Here is a 19,077-nt window from a genome sequence, read left to right as displayed (position 1 = left end):
TGGATCTTAACCACGCGTTCAACGCTCCTTGATATTCAATAGTCAGAATTTAAAAGGATATGCAGAATGCAGATTTCACAGATCGACCAGGTGTTTTCCCACCGCACGTCTATGCCGAAACAGGTTCACACAACATCGGCGTCTTTTTCAGACCCAAGCCATCAAACGCCACCCCCCGAAGCAATTGATACAATCAAATCCCGTTATGATGTGACCAACATTACCCCGGACCAGGCGGATCAGGCCGCTGATGAACTCTTTGCTGCGGGTGTCAGCTTGCGCGACCTCATTCCGCTCCATCACGCAGGGACACGGTTTCAAGGTCATCTGAATCAGATTGCATCCCAGGTCTTTGCGCAACAAGGGGTTACACTGGAGCAAACGCCAACCAGCTCAAATGCCCCCGTAAATCTTCTACAGATCGCAGAAGACCAACTGGAGCTTGCACGGCAAAGCGGTCGCGACCTGACACAACACACGCAAAGCATTGATTTCTTACGCTCCTTCGCAAACAGCACGGCAGAGCATGGAACAGCCATTGCGACAGCCGTTCAGGCCGCTTTGAAAAACGCGCTGACTTAGCCGTAACCAAGAGAACAAAACGCCTGCTGCAGGGGCGAGAAGCTTTGAGCCACTGCGCGCCCATCGCGCCGTCAGCAGGTACTCCTCAATTTACAATGGAAAAATCTACAAAAAAGGACTTATAGAATGCAGATCACCTCAACACTTCAAACAAGCTTTTCGATATCCAGTGTCTCTGCTGTTCCCAAGACACAGCCCGTCCAATACCAACAATCAAGTGACGCCAAGATACATGAGGTCAAAGGTCGTTATGACATGACCAATATCAGCCCGCGTGAAGTCGACCAGGCTGCGCAAGAACTGGTGGATGCTGGGGCCAAGGATGTGGTAAAAATTGGTGCGCTATTGTTGAAAGGTGAAAACTGGCACGCTCACACAGAGCTGATGTTGGCTGATGTCAAACGCGAGACTGGGATTGAAATTGAATTGCCCTCGTTTGCGCCAAACCAAAAGCGCAATCTGGTCGCTGAAACGCAAGAGAACATCGAGTACCTAAAAGGTATCGGTAAGGACACCAGCCATGCAGAGGAGTTCCTGGCCTTCCTCAAGTCCTTTCATGGCGAAAGCGGCTCGATCCATTCAGCATCGGCCGGGGTGGCCGCAGTTTCCGAGGCAGCCCTTGCCCGTCAATACACAGCGTTGAACTAGAGAACGAATTGCCAAGTTGCGGGGCGGGGAAATAACCTACGTCCCTCAACGCGCAGACCTGCGTGCCAACGCGGGCCAATGGGTCCTCCGGCCATCGTCAACCTGTCCCCGGACCGAGCTGTGCAATCTTTCGCTGGGGCAGGATCCCACGTCGCGGCGGCGGCGCAGTACAAAGATCTTCCCCCAGCCCCGCCAGGTTCCGACCGAAGGCGCATTGGGATCCACCGGGAACCGCATACGCCAATCCAGCGGCAGCGGCAGGCCGCAATCTTCGGCCCGTTCCAACATCCAGACCAGCGGGATATTGGCCAGGGGACGCGCGTCTTCCTTGCCGCCCAGATGCCCGCCAATGTCGCCATGGCTGCCGCGAAACCAGACCTGTTCCATCCGCCCATTCCACCCCTCAGGGCAGTCCCACAGAACCGGCGCAAACACCTCGCGCGTTTCATCCAGCGCCAGCGCCTGAAACCCCGCCTTTACGTGGTGGCCCAGCGCGTGGTTGTGAAAGGAATGCTGGTTCTCCGCCCAGCGCCACAACAGCGGCAACCGCAGCCCCAGCGCTTTGACAGTGTCCCAAACGCCAACCATCTCGATCTCTACATCGGCGTGGCAATAGGCTTTGCGGAAGGCCTCGGAAAACGCGGTCGGCGCGTCCTTGCGATAATGGCGATAGGCGGTGCGAATATTGCGCTCGGTCGCCTCTTCGACACGCAACAGCCCGACCTGGTCAATCACCCCGGCCAATGACCGCACCGCATAGGCCCCGCGTGAATAGCCAAACAGGTAAATCTGGTCGCCCGGTCGATAGCGCGACGCCAGATACCCATAGGCGCGCCGGATCTGCCGATTGATCCCACGCCCCATCATAACATCAGGCGCGCTCGTCCAGGTCTTCATCTGAATACCGGCTTCATAAAAGACATTGATCCGCCCGCCGCTTTGCTGGCACAGGCGAAACAGCCGCCCCGCGTGCGTTTCAAACCCTTCGTCCAGCGTCGACATGGTGCCGTCCAGAATGATCACATGGGCTTGGGGGCCGCGTTGAGGAACTTCTGCAGAATGCTCAGACAACAAGGGGCGTCCAAGCCAAGATAAAACTTTGTTCTGCAGCCGTTTAAAAACCATCCTCTACCACTTTCACACAATGCCCTTGTGGACTCGGCCTGCGCCACTTCTTAATATAGCGCAGTTTTCGGGCGTGCCTCATAAGCTTTTGTCACAAGAACGACAAAACCGCGTCAGGCGGACACCAAGGATCGCCCAGAAACCTTACGATTGCGTAACGCTATGCGTTTGAAGTTTTATCGCGCAAAAGATCCAGCACCGTCACCACTTCAGACACACCATAGCCGTTAAAGGCCGTGGTCATCGCCAGGGAATAGGCCCCAAGCCCCGGAAACAGCACAAAGTCGCCGACCTCTGCGTCGCCTGCCAGCGGCAGCCCATCCGGCAACCGGTCCAGACTGTCACAGGTTGGGCCAAAGACGACACGAGGAACTGTCCGCCCCTTCCGCCACGCGCCATCTGCCGCGACCACATGCACGCGTTCAGGCAGGCCCATGTCGCGAATATCGACCAGACCGCCATAAATGCCATCGTTCAGAAAAACGGTTTCCCCTGCGCCGCGTATCCCTTTGATCCGTGCGGCCAGCGTAAAGGATTCTGCGACCATTGCCCGTCCCGGCTCACACAGGATGGCCGGTGGGGTCGCGCCAAAGGCATGGGTCACCGCCGCGTCGATCGCTGCAAACTGCGCCTCAAGATCCGGGGCGGTGCCACAGCGATGGGCGGGAAACCCACCGCCCACATTCATCCGGGCAATATGAGCACCGGCGCGGTCGACAATTTCCTTGGCGGCGTGGATATATTCCACCCAAGCGTCTGCATCCTCGCATTGGGTGCCTGGATGAAAACACAAAGACGGCGTCCACCCTTCGACCGCCACCCGGCGCAACAAATTCACCGCGTCATCCGGGCTGGCCCCAAATTTACTGCCAAAATCATAGGCCGCACCAGACACCGGCAAGGCAAACCGCACCGCAATTTCGCAGGATCTGGGAACCGCGGCCAGTTTGTCCAATTCACTTGCGCAATCCACAGACCAGCTGGCAGCACCGTAATCGATCCCCGCCGCGATCTCTTTGGCCGAGCGGACGGGATTGTTGTAATGCATTACAGCCGTATCACTGACCCCGCGCACCGCCGCCATTTCAGCCGGAGATGCGACGTCAAACGCATTGACCCCAGCCGCCACCAGATTGGACAGAACCGCGGGATGCGCATTAGCCTTGACCGCATAGGTCACAAGCCCGGAAAACCCGTCCAGAAACCGCTGTGCGGTGGCATGCAGCACGGAGGGGGCAAAGAACAAAACCGGGTGATCCGGCGCGCTGCGGGACAGATAGGTTTCAGGGTCACGCCAAAGCGCTGGGATATTCTGCATGGGGGCCTCTTCCTGTTTTATTCAGGATCCCCGCCCTTCCAGTCGCTTTCACGTGTCAGATCGTCTATAGTGACGAGAATATCCTACGAAATGACGGATAATACATGCAGTTTGACGAAACAGACCAAAAATTGATGGCTTTGCTGCGTGACAATGCGCGTCAACCGGTGGCCGAGCTTGCGCGTCAGCTGAACCTGGCACGCACCACGGTTCAGGCCCGGATCGAACGGTTGGAAACCACAGGCGCGATCGCGGGATACACCCTGCGGCAGTCACCATTGGTGCGCGCGCCTTTGCAGGCAACGGTCCTGATATCGGTTGAACCGCGCGCCGCGCCCGGTGTCCTGGCACGCCTGCGATCCTTGCCGGGGGTGCTTGTGGTGCATACCACATCGGGCCGGTTTGACCTTTTGGCCCAGGTCGAGGCCCAAACCACCCAGGAGCTGGACGAAACCATTGACCATATCGCAGGCGCAAGCGGCGTGCGCTCGTCCGAGAGCCTCATTCACCTGGCCACCAAGCTGGACCGATTGGGTGCATAATTTTCGCGACAAACGAGAGATTCCATGCGAGTTCAAATCTCTTTTTAACCATTGTGCGGCAAGCTGCCCCGTAATACCCCAAATTCCCCACCAAAGTCGCCCGGTCAGGTGCAGTAGCGCTAGGCGTAGCCTGACCGGACGCACGATCCCCCCACAATCCCACCTTTCCCTTTGCGCCTCACTTCGATATGGGACATGGCAACCCGATTAGACGTGACGCAGGACAGATTTCATGGCGATGGAAAAAGCATTCAACGCGGCCGAAGCAGAAGGTCGCTTGTTCGAAGCCTGGGAAAAGGCGGGCTGCTTCAAAGCAGGCGCAAATGCCAAACCCGAGGCATCAACCTATTGCATCATGATCCCACCGCCGAACGTGACAGGCGTGCTGCACATGGGCCACGCCTTCAACAACACGCTGCAGGATATTCTGATCCGCTGGAAGCGCATGCAGGGCTTTGACACGCTGTGGCAGCCGGGAACCGACCACGCAGGCATCGCAACCCAGATGGTTGTTGAACGCGAGTTGGCCAAGAACCAGGAACCCTCGCGCGCGGAACTGGGTCGCGAGAAGTTTCTGGAAAAAGTCTGGGCCTGGAAAGAGCAGTCCGGCGGCACCATCATCGACCAGCTGAAGCGTCTTGGCGCGTCTTGTGATTTCGACCGCACCGCCTTCACTATGGCAGGCGCGCAGGGTGACACGCGTACGGGTCACGAGAATTCGCCGAACTTCCACGACGCGGTGATCAAGGTCTTTGTTGAGATGTACAACAAAGGTCTGATCTATCGCGGCAAACGTCTGGTCAACTGGGACCCGCATTTTGAGACCGCGATTTCAGACCTTGAGGTTGAGAATATCGAAGTTGCGGGCCACATGTGGCACTTCAAATACCCGCTGGCGGGCGGCGCGACCTATACCTATGTCGAAAAGGACGAGGACGGGAATGTCACGCTGAGCGAAGAGCGCGACTATATCTCAATCGCCACCACACGTCCCGAAACCATGCTGGGCGACGGCGCGGTTGCGGTGCATCCGGATGATGAACGGTACGCGCCCATCGTGGGCAAGCTTGTAGAAATCCCCGTCGGTCCCAAAGAACACCGCCGCCTGATCCCGATCATCACCGATGAATACCCGGACATGAACTTTGGCTCCGGCGCGGTGAAGATCACCGGCGCCCATGATTTCAACGACTACCAGGTCGCCAAGCGCGGCGGCATTCCGATGTACCGCCTGATGGACACCAAAGGCGCGATGCGGGCCGATGGCGCGCCCTATGCAGAAGAAGCCGCCAAAGCGCAGGCCCACGCAAAGGGTGCCGAGTTTACCGAGGGTGAGATCGACGCGATCAACCTGGTTCCGGACCATCTGCGCGGCCTCGACCGTTTTGAGGCGCGCAAAGCCGTGGTGGAAGAGATCACCGCCGAAGGTCTCGCCGTGATGTCCGAGGTGACCAAAACCGTCAAAGGTGACGATGGTGAAGAGACCACACTCACCGAAACCGTGCCAATGGTCGAAAACAAGCCAATTATGCAGCCCTTTGGCGACCGCTCTAAGGTTGTGATCGAGCCGATGTTGACGGACCAGTGGTTCGTGGACGCGGAAAAGGTTGTTGGCCCGGCGCTGGATGCGGTTCGCGAAGGTCGCACCAAAATCTTGCCGGATTCAGGTGAGAAGGTCTATTATCACTGGCTGGAAAACATCGAACCCTGGTGTATCTCCCGCCAGCTCTGGTGGGGCCACCAGATCCCGGTTTGGTATGGGCCTAAGCGTAATGAGAACGGCCCGCTTGACTACAGCAGTCCTGTGCCATTTTGTGCCGCGAACTTTGAAGAAGCGTGCGGTAAGGTCCAAGAATACTACGCCAACTCCGAGCAAGGGCTTCCCTTTGCATTCGTAGAGCTAAAGCGTGACGAGTATCGCAAGGATTGGGAGAAACGCCGCTCGGAACGCGGTTATCCCGCTAACCCTTTTCCCGAAACACTGGCTTTGCATGATCTCGCGGGTGAACTTTCGGAAGATATTGTTGATCAAAACCTGCATCCGAACAACGAGACAGTCGTACTCTATCGCGACCCCGACGTGCTCGACACTTGGTTCTCTTCCGGCCTCTGGCCGATTGGCACGCTGGGCTGGCCTGAGTGGGGTGAGGACACCTCGAAGTACTTCCCGACCTCCACATTGGTCACCGGTCAGGACATCCTGTTCTTCTGGGTGGCGCGCATGATGATGATGCAGCTCGCCGTTGTCGACGACATCCCGTTCGACACCGTCTACCTGCATGGCCTTGTACGCGATGCCAAGGGCAAGAAGATGTCGAAATCCACCGGCAATGTGGTCGACCCGCTGGAAATCATTGACGAATACGGCGCCGACGCGCTGCGGTTCACCAATGCGGCGATGGCCTCGCTGGGTGGTGTTCTCAAACTCGACATGAAGCGGATCGAGGGCTACCGGAACTTTGTCACCAAACTGTGGCAGGCGTCCTCATACGGGGACAGCCAGATCGATGCCTTCAGCGCAGAACGCGGCGCACAGCCGCCTGCGGCGACCCTGCCCCTCAACCGCTGGATCATTGGTGAGATCGCAAAACTGCGCGAAGAGGTCGACGCCGCGTTCGAGGCCTTCCGGTTCAATGACGCGGCCAACGGTCTTTATGCATTCTTCTGGAACACCTTCTGCGCGCGCTATCTGGAGTTTACCAAGCCGATCTTCTTTGGCGATGATCAGGCCGCCAAGGATGAGACACAGGCGGTTTACGCATGGGCCATCGATCAGGCGCTGATCCTGATGCACCCGATCATGCCGTTTGTCACCGAAGAGATCTGGAACGTGACCGAGGGACGCGGGTTTGAAACTGGCGAAGCCTCCAAAATGCTCGCCCACGCGGAATGGCCCAGCTACACTGCGGCGGATCTGGTGGATGCCGAGGCTGAGGCAGAGATGAATTGGGTGATCGCGGTCATCGACAATGTACGCTCTGCCCGCGCGCAGGTGAACGTGCCCGCCGGTGCCCAGGTGCCGATGGTTGTCACGCAGATCGACGCGCAAGGCCAAGAATACTGGGACCGTAATGAGGCGCTGATCAAACGCTTTGCCCGGATCGAAAGCCTGACAGCGGTGGACGAGGCCCCCAAAGGCTGCATCGCCATCGCAGCCCCCGGTGCCACCTTTGGCCTGCCCCTGGCAGAGATCATTGACGTGGCCAAGGAAAAAGCGCGTCTTGAAAAGAACCTCGGCAAGCTGGCCAAGGAGTTGGGCGGTCTGCGCGGACGTCTGAACAACCCCAAATTCGCCGAATCCGCCCCGGCTGAGGTTGTGGCAGAGGCGCGCGAAAACCTCGCCGCCCGCGAAGAGGAAGAGGCGAAGATCTCTGAGGCATTGGCCCGGATTTCTGAGATCGCCTGATGGCGCAGGCAACCAGATGATTACCCCATGACGCCCGCCCCACCGGCGGGCGTTTTTGGTGAATTGCGCCCCGTTAAGGGGAGAAACTGGCGCATTCTTGTCATTGCCTTTGCGCGCAATCTGGGCCAGCCTGCACTCCACAACAGGAGAGCACATCATGCCAAAAGGCTATTGGGTTGCGCATGTCGACGTAAACGACATGGAGCGATATAAAGCGTACGTCAGCGCCAATGCCGCGCCCTTTGCCGAATTTGGCGCGCGGTTTCTGGTGCGCGGAGGACAAAAAGAAGTGCGCGAAGGCAGCCTGCGCAGTCGAACCGTTGTGATTGAATTCAAGGATTTTGAGACCGCCAAGGCCTGCTATGATTCGGTCTCTTATCAAGAAGCCAAAGCCCTGCGCGATCCCGTCTCTGCGGGAGATATGGAAATCATCGAGGGCTATGACAGCTAAGGCTATGTTTATGAGGGCGTTTTAACCCATGCCGATGTTGAAGAAACTGTTCCAGGCTTTTCGTCCAGAGGCCCAGCCCGCATTGCCGGACCCGGATGCTGAACTGGCGCTTGGCGCGCTTTTGGTGCGGGTGGCCCAGGGCGACCGCGCCTATCAGGTGGAAGAGATCAGCCTGATCGACCGGATCCTGGCCCGACTGTATCAGCACAACGCGATCGAGGCCGCCAAAGTGCGCGCCACCTGCGAGAAGCTGCACGCCGCCGCCCCGGACACCGATACCTTTGGACGTCTGATCCGCGAGACAACCGGGCTCGAAGACCGGCTGTCCGCTTTGGATGCCCTTTGGGAGGTGGTGCTGGCGGATGGCATCGAACGTGAAGGCGAAGTCGAAATTGTCGAAGACGCCTGTGCGGCCATGGGCCTCTCGGTCAAGGACAACACCCGCGCGCGCGCCAAAGCCCGCGCCAAACTTTTTCCGGAAGACATACTCAAATGATATTTCGCGACCTTCTGAACCTGCTTCTTGATCCCTCGCCGCAGCCACTGAATGACAGCGACGCGCGGATGGCGCTGACCGCACTTTTGGTGCGGATCGCGCGGGCGGATCACAATTATGCCGAGGTAGAGAAGGACAAGATCGACCGCATCACAATGGCCCGTTATGGGCTGGACATCGGTGGTGCGATCATTTTGCGCGAACAGGCCGAAGGGCTGGAAGCAGAGGCCCCCGATACGGTGCGGTTCACCCGCGCCATCAAGGACGCGGTGGCGCTGGAAGATCGAATCGCTGTGATCGAGGCCATGTGGCAGGTGGCTTTGGCGGATGGCGAACGCGACGCCCAAGAGGACGCGCTGCTGCGCATGGCCTCTAATCTATTGGGTATCAATGACGTTCAAAATGCCGCTGCGCGCAAACGGGTTGAAAAATCCCAAAGCTGAACACCCTTGGCGAACGCGACGTAACGTCAATGCCGGACCGCGGTGCCTCAAATTGCGGATTTGAGGGGTTTATCTCAGGAATTTGCTTCCACGCGCCCGCTTGTCCCCGGTTTCCCGGTTGCGTTCTTACGGATTTTTTGTCCAATTAGTCGGAATTGACACCACGGGGATCCACAGAAATTGACCGAAACACCTCCTGTTCTCGAAATTCGCGGCCTACATAAATCCTATGGCGATTTGGAGGTGATCAAAGGCGTCGATGTATGTGCCAACCGGGGCGATGTGATTTCATTGATTGGATCATCGGGCTCGGGGAAATCGACCTTGCTGCGGTGTTGCAACCTGCTGGAAGACAGCCAGCAGGGTGAGATCCTGTTCAAGGGTGAGCCGATCAAATGGGCCGGGTCCGGTGCCAGCCGCCGCCCGGCAGATTCTAAACAGGTCACCCGTATCCGTACCAACCTGTCGATGGTGTTTCAGCAGTTTAACCTGTGGTCCCATATGACCATTTTGGAAAACGTGATGGAAGCGCCGGTGACCGTCATGGGCCGCGACCGCGCCGAGGTTGAAGAAAAGGCGCGCCATTACCTCGACAAAGTGGGGATTGGCGACAAATGCGACGTCTATCCCGCGCAGCTCTCCGGTGGCCAGCAACAGCGCGCCGCCATTGCGCGCGCGCTTTGCATGGAGCCTGAGGCGCTCTTGTTTGATGAACCAACATCGGCCCTGGACCCTGAGCTGGAGCAAGAGGTGATCAAAGTGATCCAGGACCTCGCCCGCGAAGGACGCACCATGTTGATTGTCACCCATGACATGGACATGGCCGCCGATATCTCAACCCATATCGTATTCTTGCACCAAGGTCTGATCGAGGAAGAAGGCATCCCGGATCAGGTCTTTGCAAACACGCAATCCGAACGGCTGCGGGGGTTTTTGAAATCCACCCGGCACGGATAACCCAATAGCGAAAACAATATCTGGGAGTACACATATGAAATCTTTGATCCTGAGCACTGCCATCGCTGCCGTTGCCGGCACTATGGCTTTTGCTGACACCGTGCGTCTGGGCACCGAGGGTGCCTATGCCCCTTGGAACTTCCTCAACGATGCGGGCGAAGTTGACGGGTTCGAGCGCGAACTGGGCGACGAGCTGTGCAAACGCGCCGAGCTGACCTGTGAATGGGTCACCAACGAATGGGATTCGATCATCCCGAACCTGACCTCGGGTAACTATGACGCCATCATCGCAGGCATGTCGATCACCGACGAGCGCGAAGAGGTGATCGACTTTACCCAAGCGTACACCCCGCCGGATCCATCTGCCTATGTCGCGCTGTCCGCAGACGTCGATCTGGAAGGCGGCGTGATCGCAGCCCAGGCCACCACCATCCAGGCGGCCTTCATCGCCGAGCAGGGCTGGACCGTGGTTGAATTTGCAACCCCCGAAGAAACCGTCGCAGCCGTGCGCAATGGCGAAGCCGATGCGGTTCTGGCCGACAAGAGCTTCCTGGACACCGTTGTTGACGGCGAATTGGTGATGCTGGAGCGCACCGAAGCCATCGGCGGTGGTGTGGGCCTTGGTCTGCGCGAATCCGACGACGCGCTGCGCGCCAAATTTGACGCAGCCATTACCTCGATGAAGGAAGATGGCTCGCTCAACACAATGATCGCCAAATGGGAAGTCTCTTCTCAGTGGTAATCTGATCCGCCTTAGGATCTGTCAGGCCTGCCCCTGCGCGCGGGCCTGACATTGGTTGTTGTGACATCCATTGTCAGACGATCCCGCAGGCCATTTGATATGGCCCGCTCCAAGAAAACAGGAAATTCATGTTCGCATATTGTACGGACCCCTCGACGCTGGAAGGGCTGTCTTGGCTCAGCTGCTATCTGACCACGGGCAAGCATATGGCGTTTTACGCCTCTTTTGGCACCGTCTTGCTGCTGCTGGCCGTCACCGCGCCCACGGCGTTGATGTTTGGCCTTGGCGGCGCGATTGCGGCCCGTGCGCCTGTGCCCCCGATCAGCTGGCTGGGCAAAGGCTATATCGCCATCGTGCGCGGCGTGCCGGACATTGCGTTTTTTCTGTTTTTTGTCATCGCTCTGGATCAGGGCATTGAATGGCTGCGGCACAAGGTCAAATGCCCGGACTGGGAGGAGCCCATCCGCCAGGGCAGTGATTTTCTGGTCTGTGATCTGGCCAAAATGCCGCTGAACACCGCCCCGCAATGGATCCATGAGATCTATGGGTTCTGGTTGGCCGTTCTGACCTTTGCCATCGTTTTTGGCGCCTTTGCGGCCAATGTGATCTTTGGCGCGATGAAGGCCGTGCCCCATGCCCAGCTGGAAACCGCCGCCGCCTATGGCATGTCACCGCGCCAGGTGTTTCGCCGCGTGCTCCTGCCACAGATGTGGGTCTATGCGCTGCCGGGCCTGTCCAACCTGTGGATGGTGCTGATCAAGGCAACGCCCCTGCTGTTCCTGCTGGGGGTCGAAGACATCGTCTATTGGGCGCGAGAGCTGGGTGGCACCAAAAACGCGCGCTTTACCGACTACCCCCATGGGGACTGGCGCATGTGGTATTTCCTGGTGCTTCTGGTGTTCTATCTCGGCTTTACCAAAGTCTCTGAAATTGTGCTGGCACGGATCACCACCCGCCTGTCACGCGGTCAAGCCACCATGGCGGGCGAAGCCCTGCGCAAAGCGGAAGGGTAAACCCATGAGCTGTTTTGAGACCATCCAGGCCTATGCTTTCCGCTCCATCGGCTTTGGCGAACGCCTGCTGCCGCGTGGGGAATACACGCTGTGCGACCAGTTCACCCTGATCGGTTCGGGGATGCTGTGGAACATCTACTTTGGCGTTGTGGCCATCATCTTTGGCTTTGTCTTTGCCAATATTCTGGCCCTTGCCAAAAACGCGGCTAACCCCATGATCCGCCGCCCTGCGGAATGGTTCATCTTTCTGTTTCGGGGCTCGCCGCTGTTTATCCAGTTCTTCTTTGCCTATTTCGTGTTTTTGAACCTCAAATCCGTCTCACCCTTGTTTGACTCTTTTACAGCAGCAGGCGTGGGCGCGTTGATTGTGCTGTTCCTGAACACCTCCGCCTACTCGGCTGAGATCTTCTATGGCGCGCTGCGCTCGGTTCCCAAAAACGATCTGGAAGCGGCCGATGCTTATGGGATCACAGGGTTTAACCGCTTCCGCCGGATCGTCTGGCCCACCATGCTGCGTCTGGCCTGGCCCTCTTATACGAATGAGGCGATCTTTCTGTTCCACGCAACCACGCTGGTGTTCTTCTCGGGCTTTCCGGCCTGGCGGCAACAGGGCGACGCGCTGTACTACGCCAGCTATTTTGCGGACAAGACGTTCAACCCCTTTGTCCCTTATCCGATCCTGGCGTTTTACTTCATCCTGCTGACACTTGTGGTGATCTCGCTGTTTGGGGTCGTGAACCGCCGACTGAACAAACATCTGCCCCACGCGCAAAAAACACGCATGCGCTTGCGATTGAACCTGATCCGGTGATGCAGCGCCGCCATCGGGTATAATTTGATCAAATTACACTATCCTTCCCCGGCCTGCTCCGTTAGGCTGGGGCAAAAAGACAAGGGATAGATCGATGGACTTCAGCCATGTCTCCACAATCCGCCTCGCCTGTGCTGATCTGAACGGGATCTGGCGCGGCAAACGTCTGGCCAGCGCCCAAGCGGGCAAGCTGGAGTCAGGCGGCGTGCGCATGCCCTTTTCCGCATTGAACGTCGACATCTTTGGCCGCGACATCGAAGACAGCCCGCTGGTATTTGAAAGCGGTGATGCCGATGGCGTATTGTTGCCCACCAATCGCGGCGCAGTGCCAATGCCCTGGCTGGGTGCGCCCACAGCTTTGATCCCGATGATGATGTATCACGAGGATGGCAAACCCTTCCTGGGTGACCCCCGTCAAGCGCTGGTGGCCGTGCTCGACCGCTTTGCAGCGCGCGGCTGGCAGGTCATGGCTGGCACCGAAATGGAGTTCTGTCTGATCGACGACAGCGATGACGCGCCCTGCCCGCCGGCAAACCCGCTCACAGGTCGGCCTTTGGCCCATCAAGAGGTGCTGTCGCTGGCTGAGCTGGACGCGTTTGATGCGTTTTTCACCGAGCTTTACGACGGCTGTGCTGCCATGGGCATCCCCGCACAGGCCGCGATTTCGGAATCCGGCTTGGGCCAGTTTGAGGTAAACCTCAACCACCAGAACGCTTTACGCGCCGCAGATGATGCGGTTCTGTTCAAATCCCTGGTGCGGGGCATCGCCCGCAAACACGGCTGCGCCGCCAGTTTTATGGCCAAACCCTATGCGGATGAGGCAGGGAATGGCCTGCATGTGCATTTCTCGGTTGTGGATCAGGACGGGCAGAATGTCTTTGACGACGGCGGCGATCACGGCACGGATCTGTTGCGTCATGCGGTGGCCGGCTGTCTGGTGGCGATGCCCGCCAGCACGTTGATCTTTGCCCCGCATGCCAATTCCTATGCCCGTCTGGTGCCCGGCGCCCATGCGCCCACCGCGGCCCTGTGGGGTTATGAAAACCGCACCGCTGCCCTGCGCATTCCCGGTGGCTCGCCCAAGGCGCGCCGGATTGAACACCGCACCGCAGGTGGCGATATCAACCCCTATCTGATGCTTGCCACCGTGCTGGGCGCGGCCCTTGTCGGGATCGAGGATCAGATGCAGCCTCCGGCGCCCATCAGCGGCGACGCCTATCAGGTGGCCAATGCACCGCAGCTTGCGCCCGATTGGGAAACCGCCATCACCTGGTTCGCCCAGGACTCGCTGATGGCCCGGATCCTGCCGACAGAGACCATCGCCAATCTGGCCCTGACCAAAGGGCAGGAGCTGCGCAGCTTTGCTCAGCTGCCCACAGCCTCCCATTGGCAGACGCTGCTCGAAGCGGTATGACACGACGCAACACCCCCAAAACCTTTGATCAAATCTGGTGACCTATGAAAATCGGCATCTTGCAAACCGGCCACTCGCCGCAAGAGATGAAACAAAGCCACGGCAATTATGACGAGATGTTCTATCGCCTGCTGGCCGGGCATGGGTTCGACTTTGACAATTACCCGGTTCTCGATGGCGTCTTCCCCTCCGGTCCGGATGCGGCGGACGGCTGGCTGATCACCGGCTCCAAATTCGGAGCATATGAAGATCTGCCCTGGATCCCCCCGCTGGAGGATCTGATCCGCGCCATCCACGCCAAGGCGCTGCCCATGGTGGGCGTCTGTTTTGGCCATCAAATCATCGCTCAGGCTCTGGGCGGACGGGTTGAGAAGTTTGATGGCGGCTGGGCCGTCGGGCGCACCGAATATGAGCTGGACGGAAAGCCAATTGCGCTGAATGCCTGGCATCAGGATCAGGTGGTCGAACGCCCCGCTGGGGCCACGGTGGTTGGTCAAAACGATTTCTGCAAAAACGCGATGCTGGCCTATGGCGATACCATCTGGACCATCCAGCCCCACCCCGAGTTTGACGCAGGCTTTATCGACGGGCTGATCACATACCGCGGTCAGGGCGTTGTGCCCGACGCACAGCTGACCGCCGCCAGCGCCACCCTGGACCAACCCGTCAACAACGCAGCGATCGCCGATTACATCGCCGCCTTCTTTAAAAAAGTGAGGTCGTAATGGCCGATTGGATTGCCAAATGCCCCGACACCGCCATTGCTTATTTGGGCGATCAGCGCCTGGATGAGGTGGAGTGCATCATCTCGGACCTGCCCGGCATCGCCCGTGGCAAGGCGGTGCCTGCCTCAAAATTCGCGCGTCAGGATTACTTTCATCTGCCCGACAGCATCTTTTACCAGACCATAACCGGCGACTGGGCCGATGCCGCGGATGAGGATGGCTGGATCGAAAAAGACATGACCCTGCGCCCGGATTTCTCCACCGTTTCCGCCGCCCCCTGGACCGGGGACTGGACGTTGCAGGTGATCCATGACGCTTTTGATCGCGACGGCGCGCCGATCCCCTATTCGCCGCGCAACGTGTTGAAACGGGTGGTCGAGCTTTACCGCGCCAAAGGCTGGGAGCCCGTGGTTGCCCCGGAAATGGAATTCTATCTGGTGGCGCGCAACACCGATCCGGGACGTGAGATCCAACCGATGATGGGCCGTTCCGGCCGCCCGGCTGCGGCGCGCCAGGCCTACTCGATGACAGCGGTGGATGAATTTGGTCCGGTGATCGACGACATCTATGACTTTGCCGAAGCGCAAGGGTTCGAGATTGACGGGATCACCCAAGAAGGCGGCGCGGGCCAGCTTGAGATCAACCTGCGCCACGGCGATCCAGTCAAGCTGGCGGATGAGGTCTTCTACTTCAAACGGCTGATCCGCGAAGCCGCGCTGCGCCACAATTGTTTTGCGACCTTTATGGCCAAGCCCATCGCGGATGAACCCGGCAGCGCCATGCATATCCACCATTCGGTGATTGATATGGAAAGCGGCGAAAACATCTTCTCTGGCCCGCAAGGGGGCGAAACAGACGCGTTTTATCACTTTATCGCGGGGCTGCAGACCCATCTGCCCGCAGGGCTCGCCGTGATGGCACCTTATGTGAATTCCTATCGTCGCTATGTCAAAGAACACGCAGCCCCGATCAATCTGGAATGGGCCCGCGACAACCGCACCACCGGCATTCGCATTCCCCTGTCCGGCCCTGCCGCGCGGCGGGTGGAAAACCGCATCGCGGGCATGGATTGCAACCCCTATCTTGGGATCGCGCTGTCGCTGGCCTGTGGCTATCTCGGCCTCACCCAAGAAGAGCGCCCGCGCCGCCAGTTTAAAGGCAACGCCTATGACGGGGATGGTGACATCCCACAGGTGATGGGCCAGGCGCTGGACCTCTTTGATGCGGCCCATGACCTGCGTGAGGTGCTGGGCGAAGAGTTTGCCCGCGTCTACTCCATCGTAAAACGCGCCGAATATGAGGAATTCCTACAGGTGATTTCCCCCTGGGAGCGTGAGCATCTCCTGCTGAACGTCTGATTTGTAACGGTTTTGCAAATTACGCACCCGTCGCGGCCCTCTCCTGGTGCTGCGGCGGGTGTTTTCGCAACAGATCCGCAAAAAATCGCTCAAACACTCTGCGGTGTTCGGCTTTAACTTGGCTTGCGCCCGCCATTGTTTTACATTTCTGAAAGACTGAATTCAGGATTTTGAAATATGCAGCAGATTCCCAACGTTCATGAGGCCGAACCCATCCCAGAAGCCGCCCGCGCCGAGATTGACGCGCTGCTGCAATCGGGGGATCTGTTCCGCTATACGGCGCCAGAAAACGCGCCGGTGACCCTGCTTGAACAGGATTTCGCCAAGCTTCTTGGCACCAAATACGCGCTGGCGGTGTCCTCCTGCTCCGCAGCGCTGTTCCTGTCGCTCAAAGCGCTTGGCCTGCCGCGCGACGCACGGGTTCTGATCCCGGGCTTTACCTTTGCTGCGGTCCCGTCATCCGTCATTCACGCCGATTGCGTGCCAGTCCTGTGCGAAGTGGCCGACAATTACCGTATCAACATGGTGGACTTTGAGGCCAAGCTGGACCAGACCATCCAAGCGGTGATCATCAGCCACATGCGCGGCCATACGTCGGATATGGATGCGATCATGGCGCTCTGTGATGCGCGCGGCATTCCCGTGGTCGAAGACGCGGCGCATTCGCTGGGCACCACCTGGCACGGCCAGAATATCGGCACCATCGGGCGCGTGGGCTGTTTCTCTTTTCAAAGCTACAAGATGATCAACGCAGGCGAAGGCGGCATTCTGGTCACCGATGACGCCGATCTGGTGGCACGCGCGGTGATCATGTCCGGCGCGTATGAGCACAACTGGAAGAAACACAAAGGCCCCGAAGGCCAGAACGACCCGGAACTGGCGGATGCCTTTGCCACATGGCAAAACCAGCTGCCGCTCTATAACCTGCGCATGTCAAACCTGTCGGCCGTGGTGATCCGCCCACAGATCCCGGAACTCGCGCGCCGGGTGACCGATGGGCTGGCCAACCACGACTATATGGCAGAGCAGTTGAACGCCCATCCGCAGTTTCACGTGCCCGCGCCCCTGGCACCGGAACGCCGGGCACCGGATTCCATCCAGTTCAATCTGGTGGGCTTGTCGGACGCACAAATCGCGGCGTTTTCCGAAGCCTCAGCCGCACGCGGCGTGAAGGTCCAGATCTTTGGCCGCTCCACCGACAATGCCCGCGCCTTCTGGAACTGGCAGTTTATGGGCGATGTGCCTGAGCTGCCCCAAACCCGCGCCATGCTGATGAACGCCTGTGACGTGCGTTTGCCGGTTCGTCTGACACGGCCCGAATTGGACGCTATTCTTGCGGTTCTGACCGGGGCCATGGACGAAACGCTGGCGAACAAGGCCGCAGCCTAAGCTAGAACACGCGCCCGCGCCGCGCATCCGCGCGGCGCTTGGCCCAACTGTGTTGGTGATCTCTGATCATCCATAAACAGGCGGGAGCTCCCGCCCCTTTGACATGGCAGCAAGCTGCCACACAAAGCGTTGGGCGTGGCGGCGAGCTGAAGCTCGCCGCGGTTGCCTATTGTGTTAACTGTGTGGACAAACCGCCAGGCGGTTTAGGAGAGCTTTGACAATTTCGCCTGCAGCTCTGCCAGCTGTTGTTTGATCTTGTCCAGATCGTCTTCTTCCGCAGCCCCGCCTTCTGGCGCACCGCCTCCGGTCCAGCCGCCGGAAAAGCCACCCGTCATCGCTTTCAGGAACGCTTCCTGCTGGGCTTTCATCGCTTCAAACCCTGGGATCTGCGCCATGGGATTGATGGCGCTCATGTTCTCCATCATCTTTTCCTGGCTCTCGCGCAGCATATCAAAAGACGACTGCAGGAAATGCGGCATCACCCCGCCGCCTGGCACCATGTAACTGCGCACCAGATCATTCAACACATCCACTGGCAGCACATTTTCGCCACGGCTTTCGTGTTCCGCTATAATCTGCAACAGATACTGACGTGTCAGATCATCCCCTGTCTTCAGGTCCACAATCTGCACTTCGCGTCCTTCGCGAATAAACCCTGCGATGTCCTCCAACGTCACGTAGTCGCTGGTCTCGGTGTTATAAAGCCTGCGACTTGCGTACCGTTTGATCAGCAACGGTTTTTCCTGTTCTGCCATATCGTTCTCCCCGCGCATGGTCTAAAAACCCTAAGCGAGCATGTGCAAAAAAGAAAGCCTCTCGTGCAGATGCAGAAATTGGATTTCGCTGCGCAGCATTTTCAGATGCTGCGCAGCGAAGCCATTCACATTATGCTTTCCAAGATACAGACCTCAGACCCAGCGAACCGTCTGTTCCAAGGAACGCCGTGTTTGCGGATACCGCGGCGCACTGGCGCGATAGCCAAAAGCCGCCATCACCACCGGCTGAAACTCGGTCGGGTCCACATCAAATTCCGCCTCCAGGATTTGGCTGAGCGGCGCCATCTCGAACCCTTCGATCGGGCAGCTGTCGATCCCCAGCAAAGCCGCCGTGGTCATCATATTGCCCAAGGGGATATAGGCCTGATGGCGGGCCCAATCGGTGATCTTACGATCGTCTGTCAGGTCGAAATGCTCCGCCTGGAACTCTGCATAGGCTGCAAGCAACCCAGCTGCATTTTCTTCAGGGAATTGTTTGACCTCCCGGAGAAAGGTCGAGAGGTACTCGCTGCCCGCAGCCAGGGTCGAACCGGTGCGCGTCAGGAAAATCACAAAATGGCTGGCCGTCTTCAGCTGCCCATCAGTCCCGCTGATCTTGCCATTTGCGCCCCAGGCCACCGGCTCCAGCAACGCGCGTTTATCGGGATCCTGCACCACCAGTATCTGCCAGGGTTCCAGCCCAAAAGAGCTGGGCGACAATCGCCCGGTTTCCAGAATGGTCTTGAACTCCCCTTCAGGGATTTTACGCGCCGGGTCAAAGACTTTGGTCGCGTGACGGAACGCATAGGCGTCCAGAATCTGGCTCTGCAGGGCGGTTTTTTGAGAATGATCCAACATCGGCTCTACTCCTGTGTCTCGATGACCCAGAGCTAGTCATTCCT

The 19,077-nt window shown here is 58.4% G+C and carries 19 protein-coding genes; 15 read left to right on the top strand and 4 right to left on the bottom strand.

The features are described from left to right. Window positions 1–66 precede the first annotated feature (66 nt). Both GFB49_RS15865 and GFB49_RS15860 read left to right on the top strand, forming a co-directional pair. Window positions 67–582, top strand: a complete 516-nt coding sequence (locus GFB49_RS15865) for a hypothetical protein (RefSeq protein WP_153216913.1) — start codon at window positions 67–69, stop codon at window positions 580–582. A 126-nt stretch (window positions 583–708) separates the two neighbouring features. Further along, window positions 709–1,230 carry a hypothetical protein gene (locus GFB49_RS15860; RefSeq protein ID WP_153216912.1) on the top strand — a complete coding sequence of 174 codons (522 nt, stop codon included), beginning with the start codon at window positions 709–711 and terminating at the stop codon, window positions 1,228–1,230. A gap of 45 nt (window positions 1,231–1,275) precedes the next feature. Here the strand turns inward: GFB49_RS15860 and GFB49_RS15855 are convergent, their stop codons facing one another. Beyond that, window positions 1,276–2,355 (bottom strand): DUF2235 domain-containing protein, encoded by a 1,080-nt coding sequence (locus tag GFB49_RS15855; RefSeq protein WP_153216911.1) that lies wholly within the window; start codon window positions 2,353–2,355, stop codon window positions 1,276–1,278. 160 nt (window positions 2,356–2,515) lie between these two features. Beyond that, the gene (locus tag GFB49_RS15850) at window positions 2,516–3,673 is read right to left on the bottom strand and encodes a type III PLP-dependent enzyme (RefSeq protein WP_153216910.1); all 1,158 of its coding nucleotides are present in this window, start codon (window positions 3,671–3,673) and stop codon (window positions 2,516–2,518) included. Between the two features lie 104 nt (window positions 3,674–3,777). Here GFB49_RS15850 and GFB49_RS15845 point away from each other — a divergent pair, with 104 nt between their 5' ends. From GFB49_RS15845 to GFB49_RS15785, 13 genes are all read left to right on the top strand, one after another. Beyond that, window positions 3,778–4,215 carry an Lrp/AsnC family transcriptional regulator gene (locus GFB49_RS15845; protein ID WP_153216909.1) on the top strand — a complete coding sequence of 146 codons (438 nt, stop codon included), beginning with the start codon at window positions 3,778–3,780 and terminating at the stop codon, window positions 4,213–4,215. A 232-nt stretch (window positions 4,216–4,447) separates the two neighbouring features. Beyond that, window positions 4,448–7,621 (top strand): valine--tRNA ligase, encoded by a 3,174-nt coding sequence (locus GFB49_RS15840; protein ID WP_153216908.1) that lies wholly within the window; start codon window positions 4,448–4,450, stop codon window positions 7,619–7,621. A 157-nt stretch (window positions 7,622–7,778) separates the two neighbouring features. Beyond that, window positions 7,779–8,072 (top strand): DUF1330 domain-containing protein, encoded by a 294-nt coding sequence (locus GFB49_RS15835; protein WP_153216907.1) that lies wholly within the window; start codon window positions 7,779–7,781, stop codon window positions 8,070–8,072. Between the two features lie 34 nt (window positions 8,073–8,106). Next, a complete protein-coding gene (locus GFB49_RS15830; protein ID WP_153216906.1) occupies window positions 8,107–8,568 on the top strand; it encodes a tellurite resistance TerB family protein in 462 nt (153 codons plus the stop codon). Beyond that, entirely contained in the window at window positions 8,565–9,011 is a 447-nt protein-coding gene (locus GFB49_RS15825) for a tellurite resistance TerB family protein (protein ID WP_153216905.1), read from the top strand. Before GFB49_RS15830 ends, GFB49_RS15825 begins: the two co-directional genes overlap by 4 nt. A 180-nt stretch (window positions 9,012–9,191) precedes the next feature. Continuing rightward, the gene (locus GFB49_RS15820) at window positions 9,192–9,968 is read left to right on the top strand and encodes an ABC transporter ATP-binding protein (protein ID WP_153216904.1); all 777 of its coding nucleotides are present in this window, start codon (window positions 9,192–9,194) and stop codon (window positions 9,966–9,968) included. Window positions 9,969–10,002: 34 nt separating this feature from the next. Then, entirely contained in the window at window positions 10,003–10,710 is a 708-nt protein-coding gene (locus GFB49_RS15815; RefSeq protein WP_153216903.1) for a transporter substrate-binding domain-containing protein, read from the top strand. 128 nt (window positions 10,711–10,838) lie between these two features. Further along, entirely contained in the window at window positions 10,839–11,723 is an 885-nt protein-coding gene (locus GFB49_RS15810; RefSeq protein ID WP_153216902.1) for an ABC transporter permease, read from the top strand. 4 nt (window positions 11,724–11,727) lie between these two features. Beyond that, a complete protein-coding gene (locus GFB49_RS15805) occupies window positions 11,728–12,534 on the top strand; it encodes an ABC transporter permease (protein ID WP_153216901.1) in 807 nt (268 codons plus the stop codon). A 94-nt stretch (window positions 12,535–12,628) separates the two neighbouring features. Next, window positions 12,629–13,948, top strand: coding sequence for a glutamine synthetase family protein (locus GFB49_RS15800; protein WP_153216900.1), 1,320 nt, complete (start codon window positions 12,629–12,631; stop codon window positions 13,946–13,948). Window positions 13,949–13,992: 44 nt separating this feature from the next. Continuing rightward, window positions 13,993–14,673, top strand: a complete 681-nt coding sequence (locus GFB49_RS15795; protein WP_153216899.1) for a type 1 glutamine amidotransferase — start codon at window positions 13,993–13,995, stop codon at window positions 14,671–14,673. Beyond that, window positions 14,673–16,031 carry a glutamine synthetase family protein gene (locus tag GFB49_RS15790; RefSeq protein ID WP_153216898.1) on the top strand — a complete coding sequence of 453 codons (1,359 nt, stop codon included), beginning with the start codon at window positions 14,673–14,675 and terminating at the stop codon, window positions 16,029–16,031. Before GFB49_RS15795 ends, GFB49_RS15790 begins: the two co-directional genes overlap by 1 nt. Before the next feature lie 177 nt (window positions 16,032–16,208). Then, complete coding sequence (locus tag GFB49_RS15785; protein WP_153216897.1) at window positions 16,209–17,420, top strand: DegT/DnrJ/EryC1/StrS family aminotransferase; 1,212 nt, start codon at window positions 16,209–16,211, stop codon at window positions 17,418–17,420. Between the two features lie 203 nt (window positions 17,421–17,623). Here GFB49_RS15785 and phaR read toward each other — a convergent pair whose 3' ends face one another. Together phaR and GFB49_RS15775 are read right to left on the bottom strand one after the other, a co-directional pair. Beyond that, window positions 17,624–18,175: a polyhydroxyalkanoate synthesis repressor PhaR gene (gene phaR / locus GFB49_RS15780; protein ID WP_153217015.1), complete on the bottom strand. Its 552-nt coding sequence runs from the start codon at window positions 18,173–18,175 to the stop codon at window positions 17,624–17,626. A 153-nt stretch (window positions 18,176–18,328) separates the two neighbouring features. Next, window positions 18,329–19,033, bottom strand: coding sequence for an NAD(P)H-dependent oxidoreductase (locus GFB49_RS15775; RefSeq protein WP_153216896.1), 705 nt, complete (start codon window positions 19,031–19,033; stop codon window positions 18,329–18,331). Between the last annotated feature and the right edge of the window lie 44 nt (window positions 19,034–19,077).

It is taken from the genome of Tritonibacter litoralis (assembly GCF_009496005.1).
Taxonomy (GTDB): domain Bacteria; phylum Pseudomonadota; class Alphaproteobacteria; order Rhodobacterales; family Rhodobacteraceae; genus Epibacterium; species Epibacterium litoralis.
This window is presented reverse-complemented; position numbering and strand designations above follow the sequence as displayed.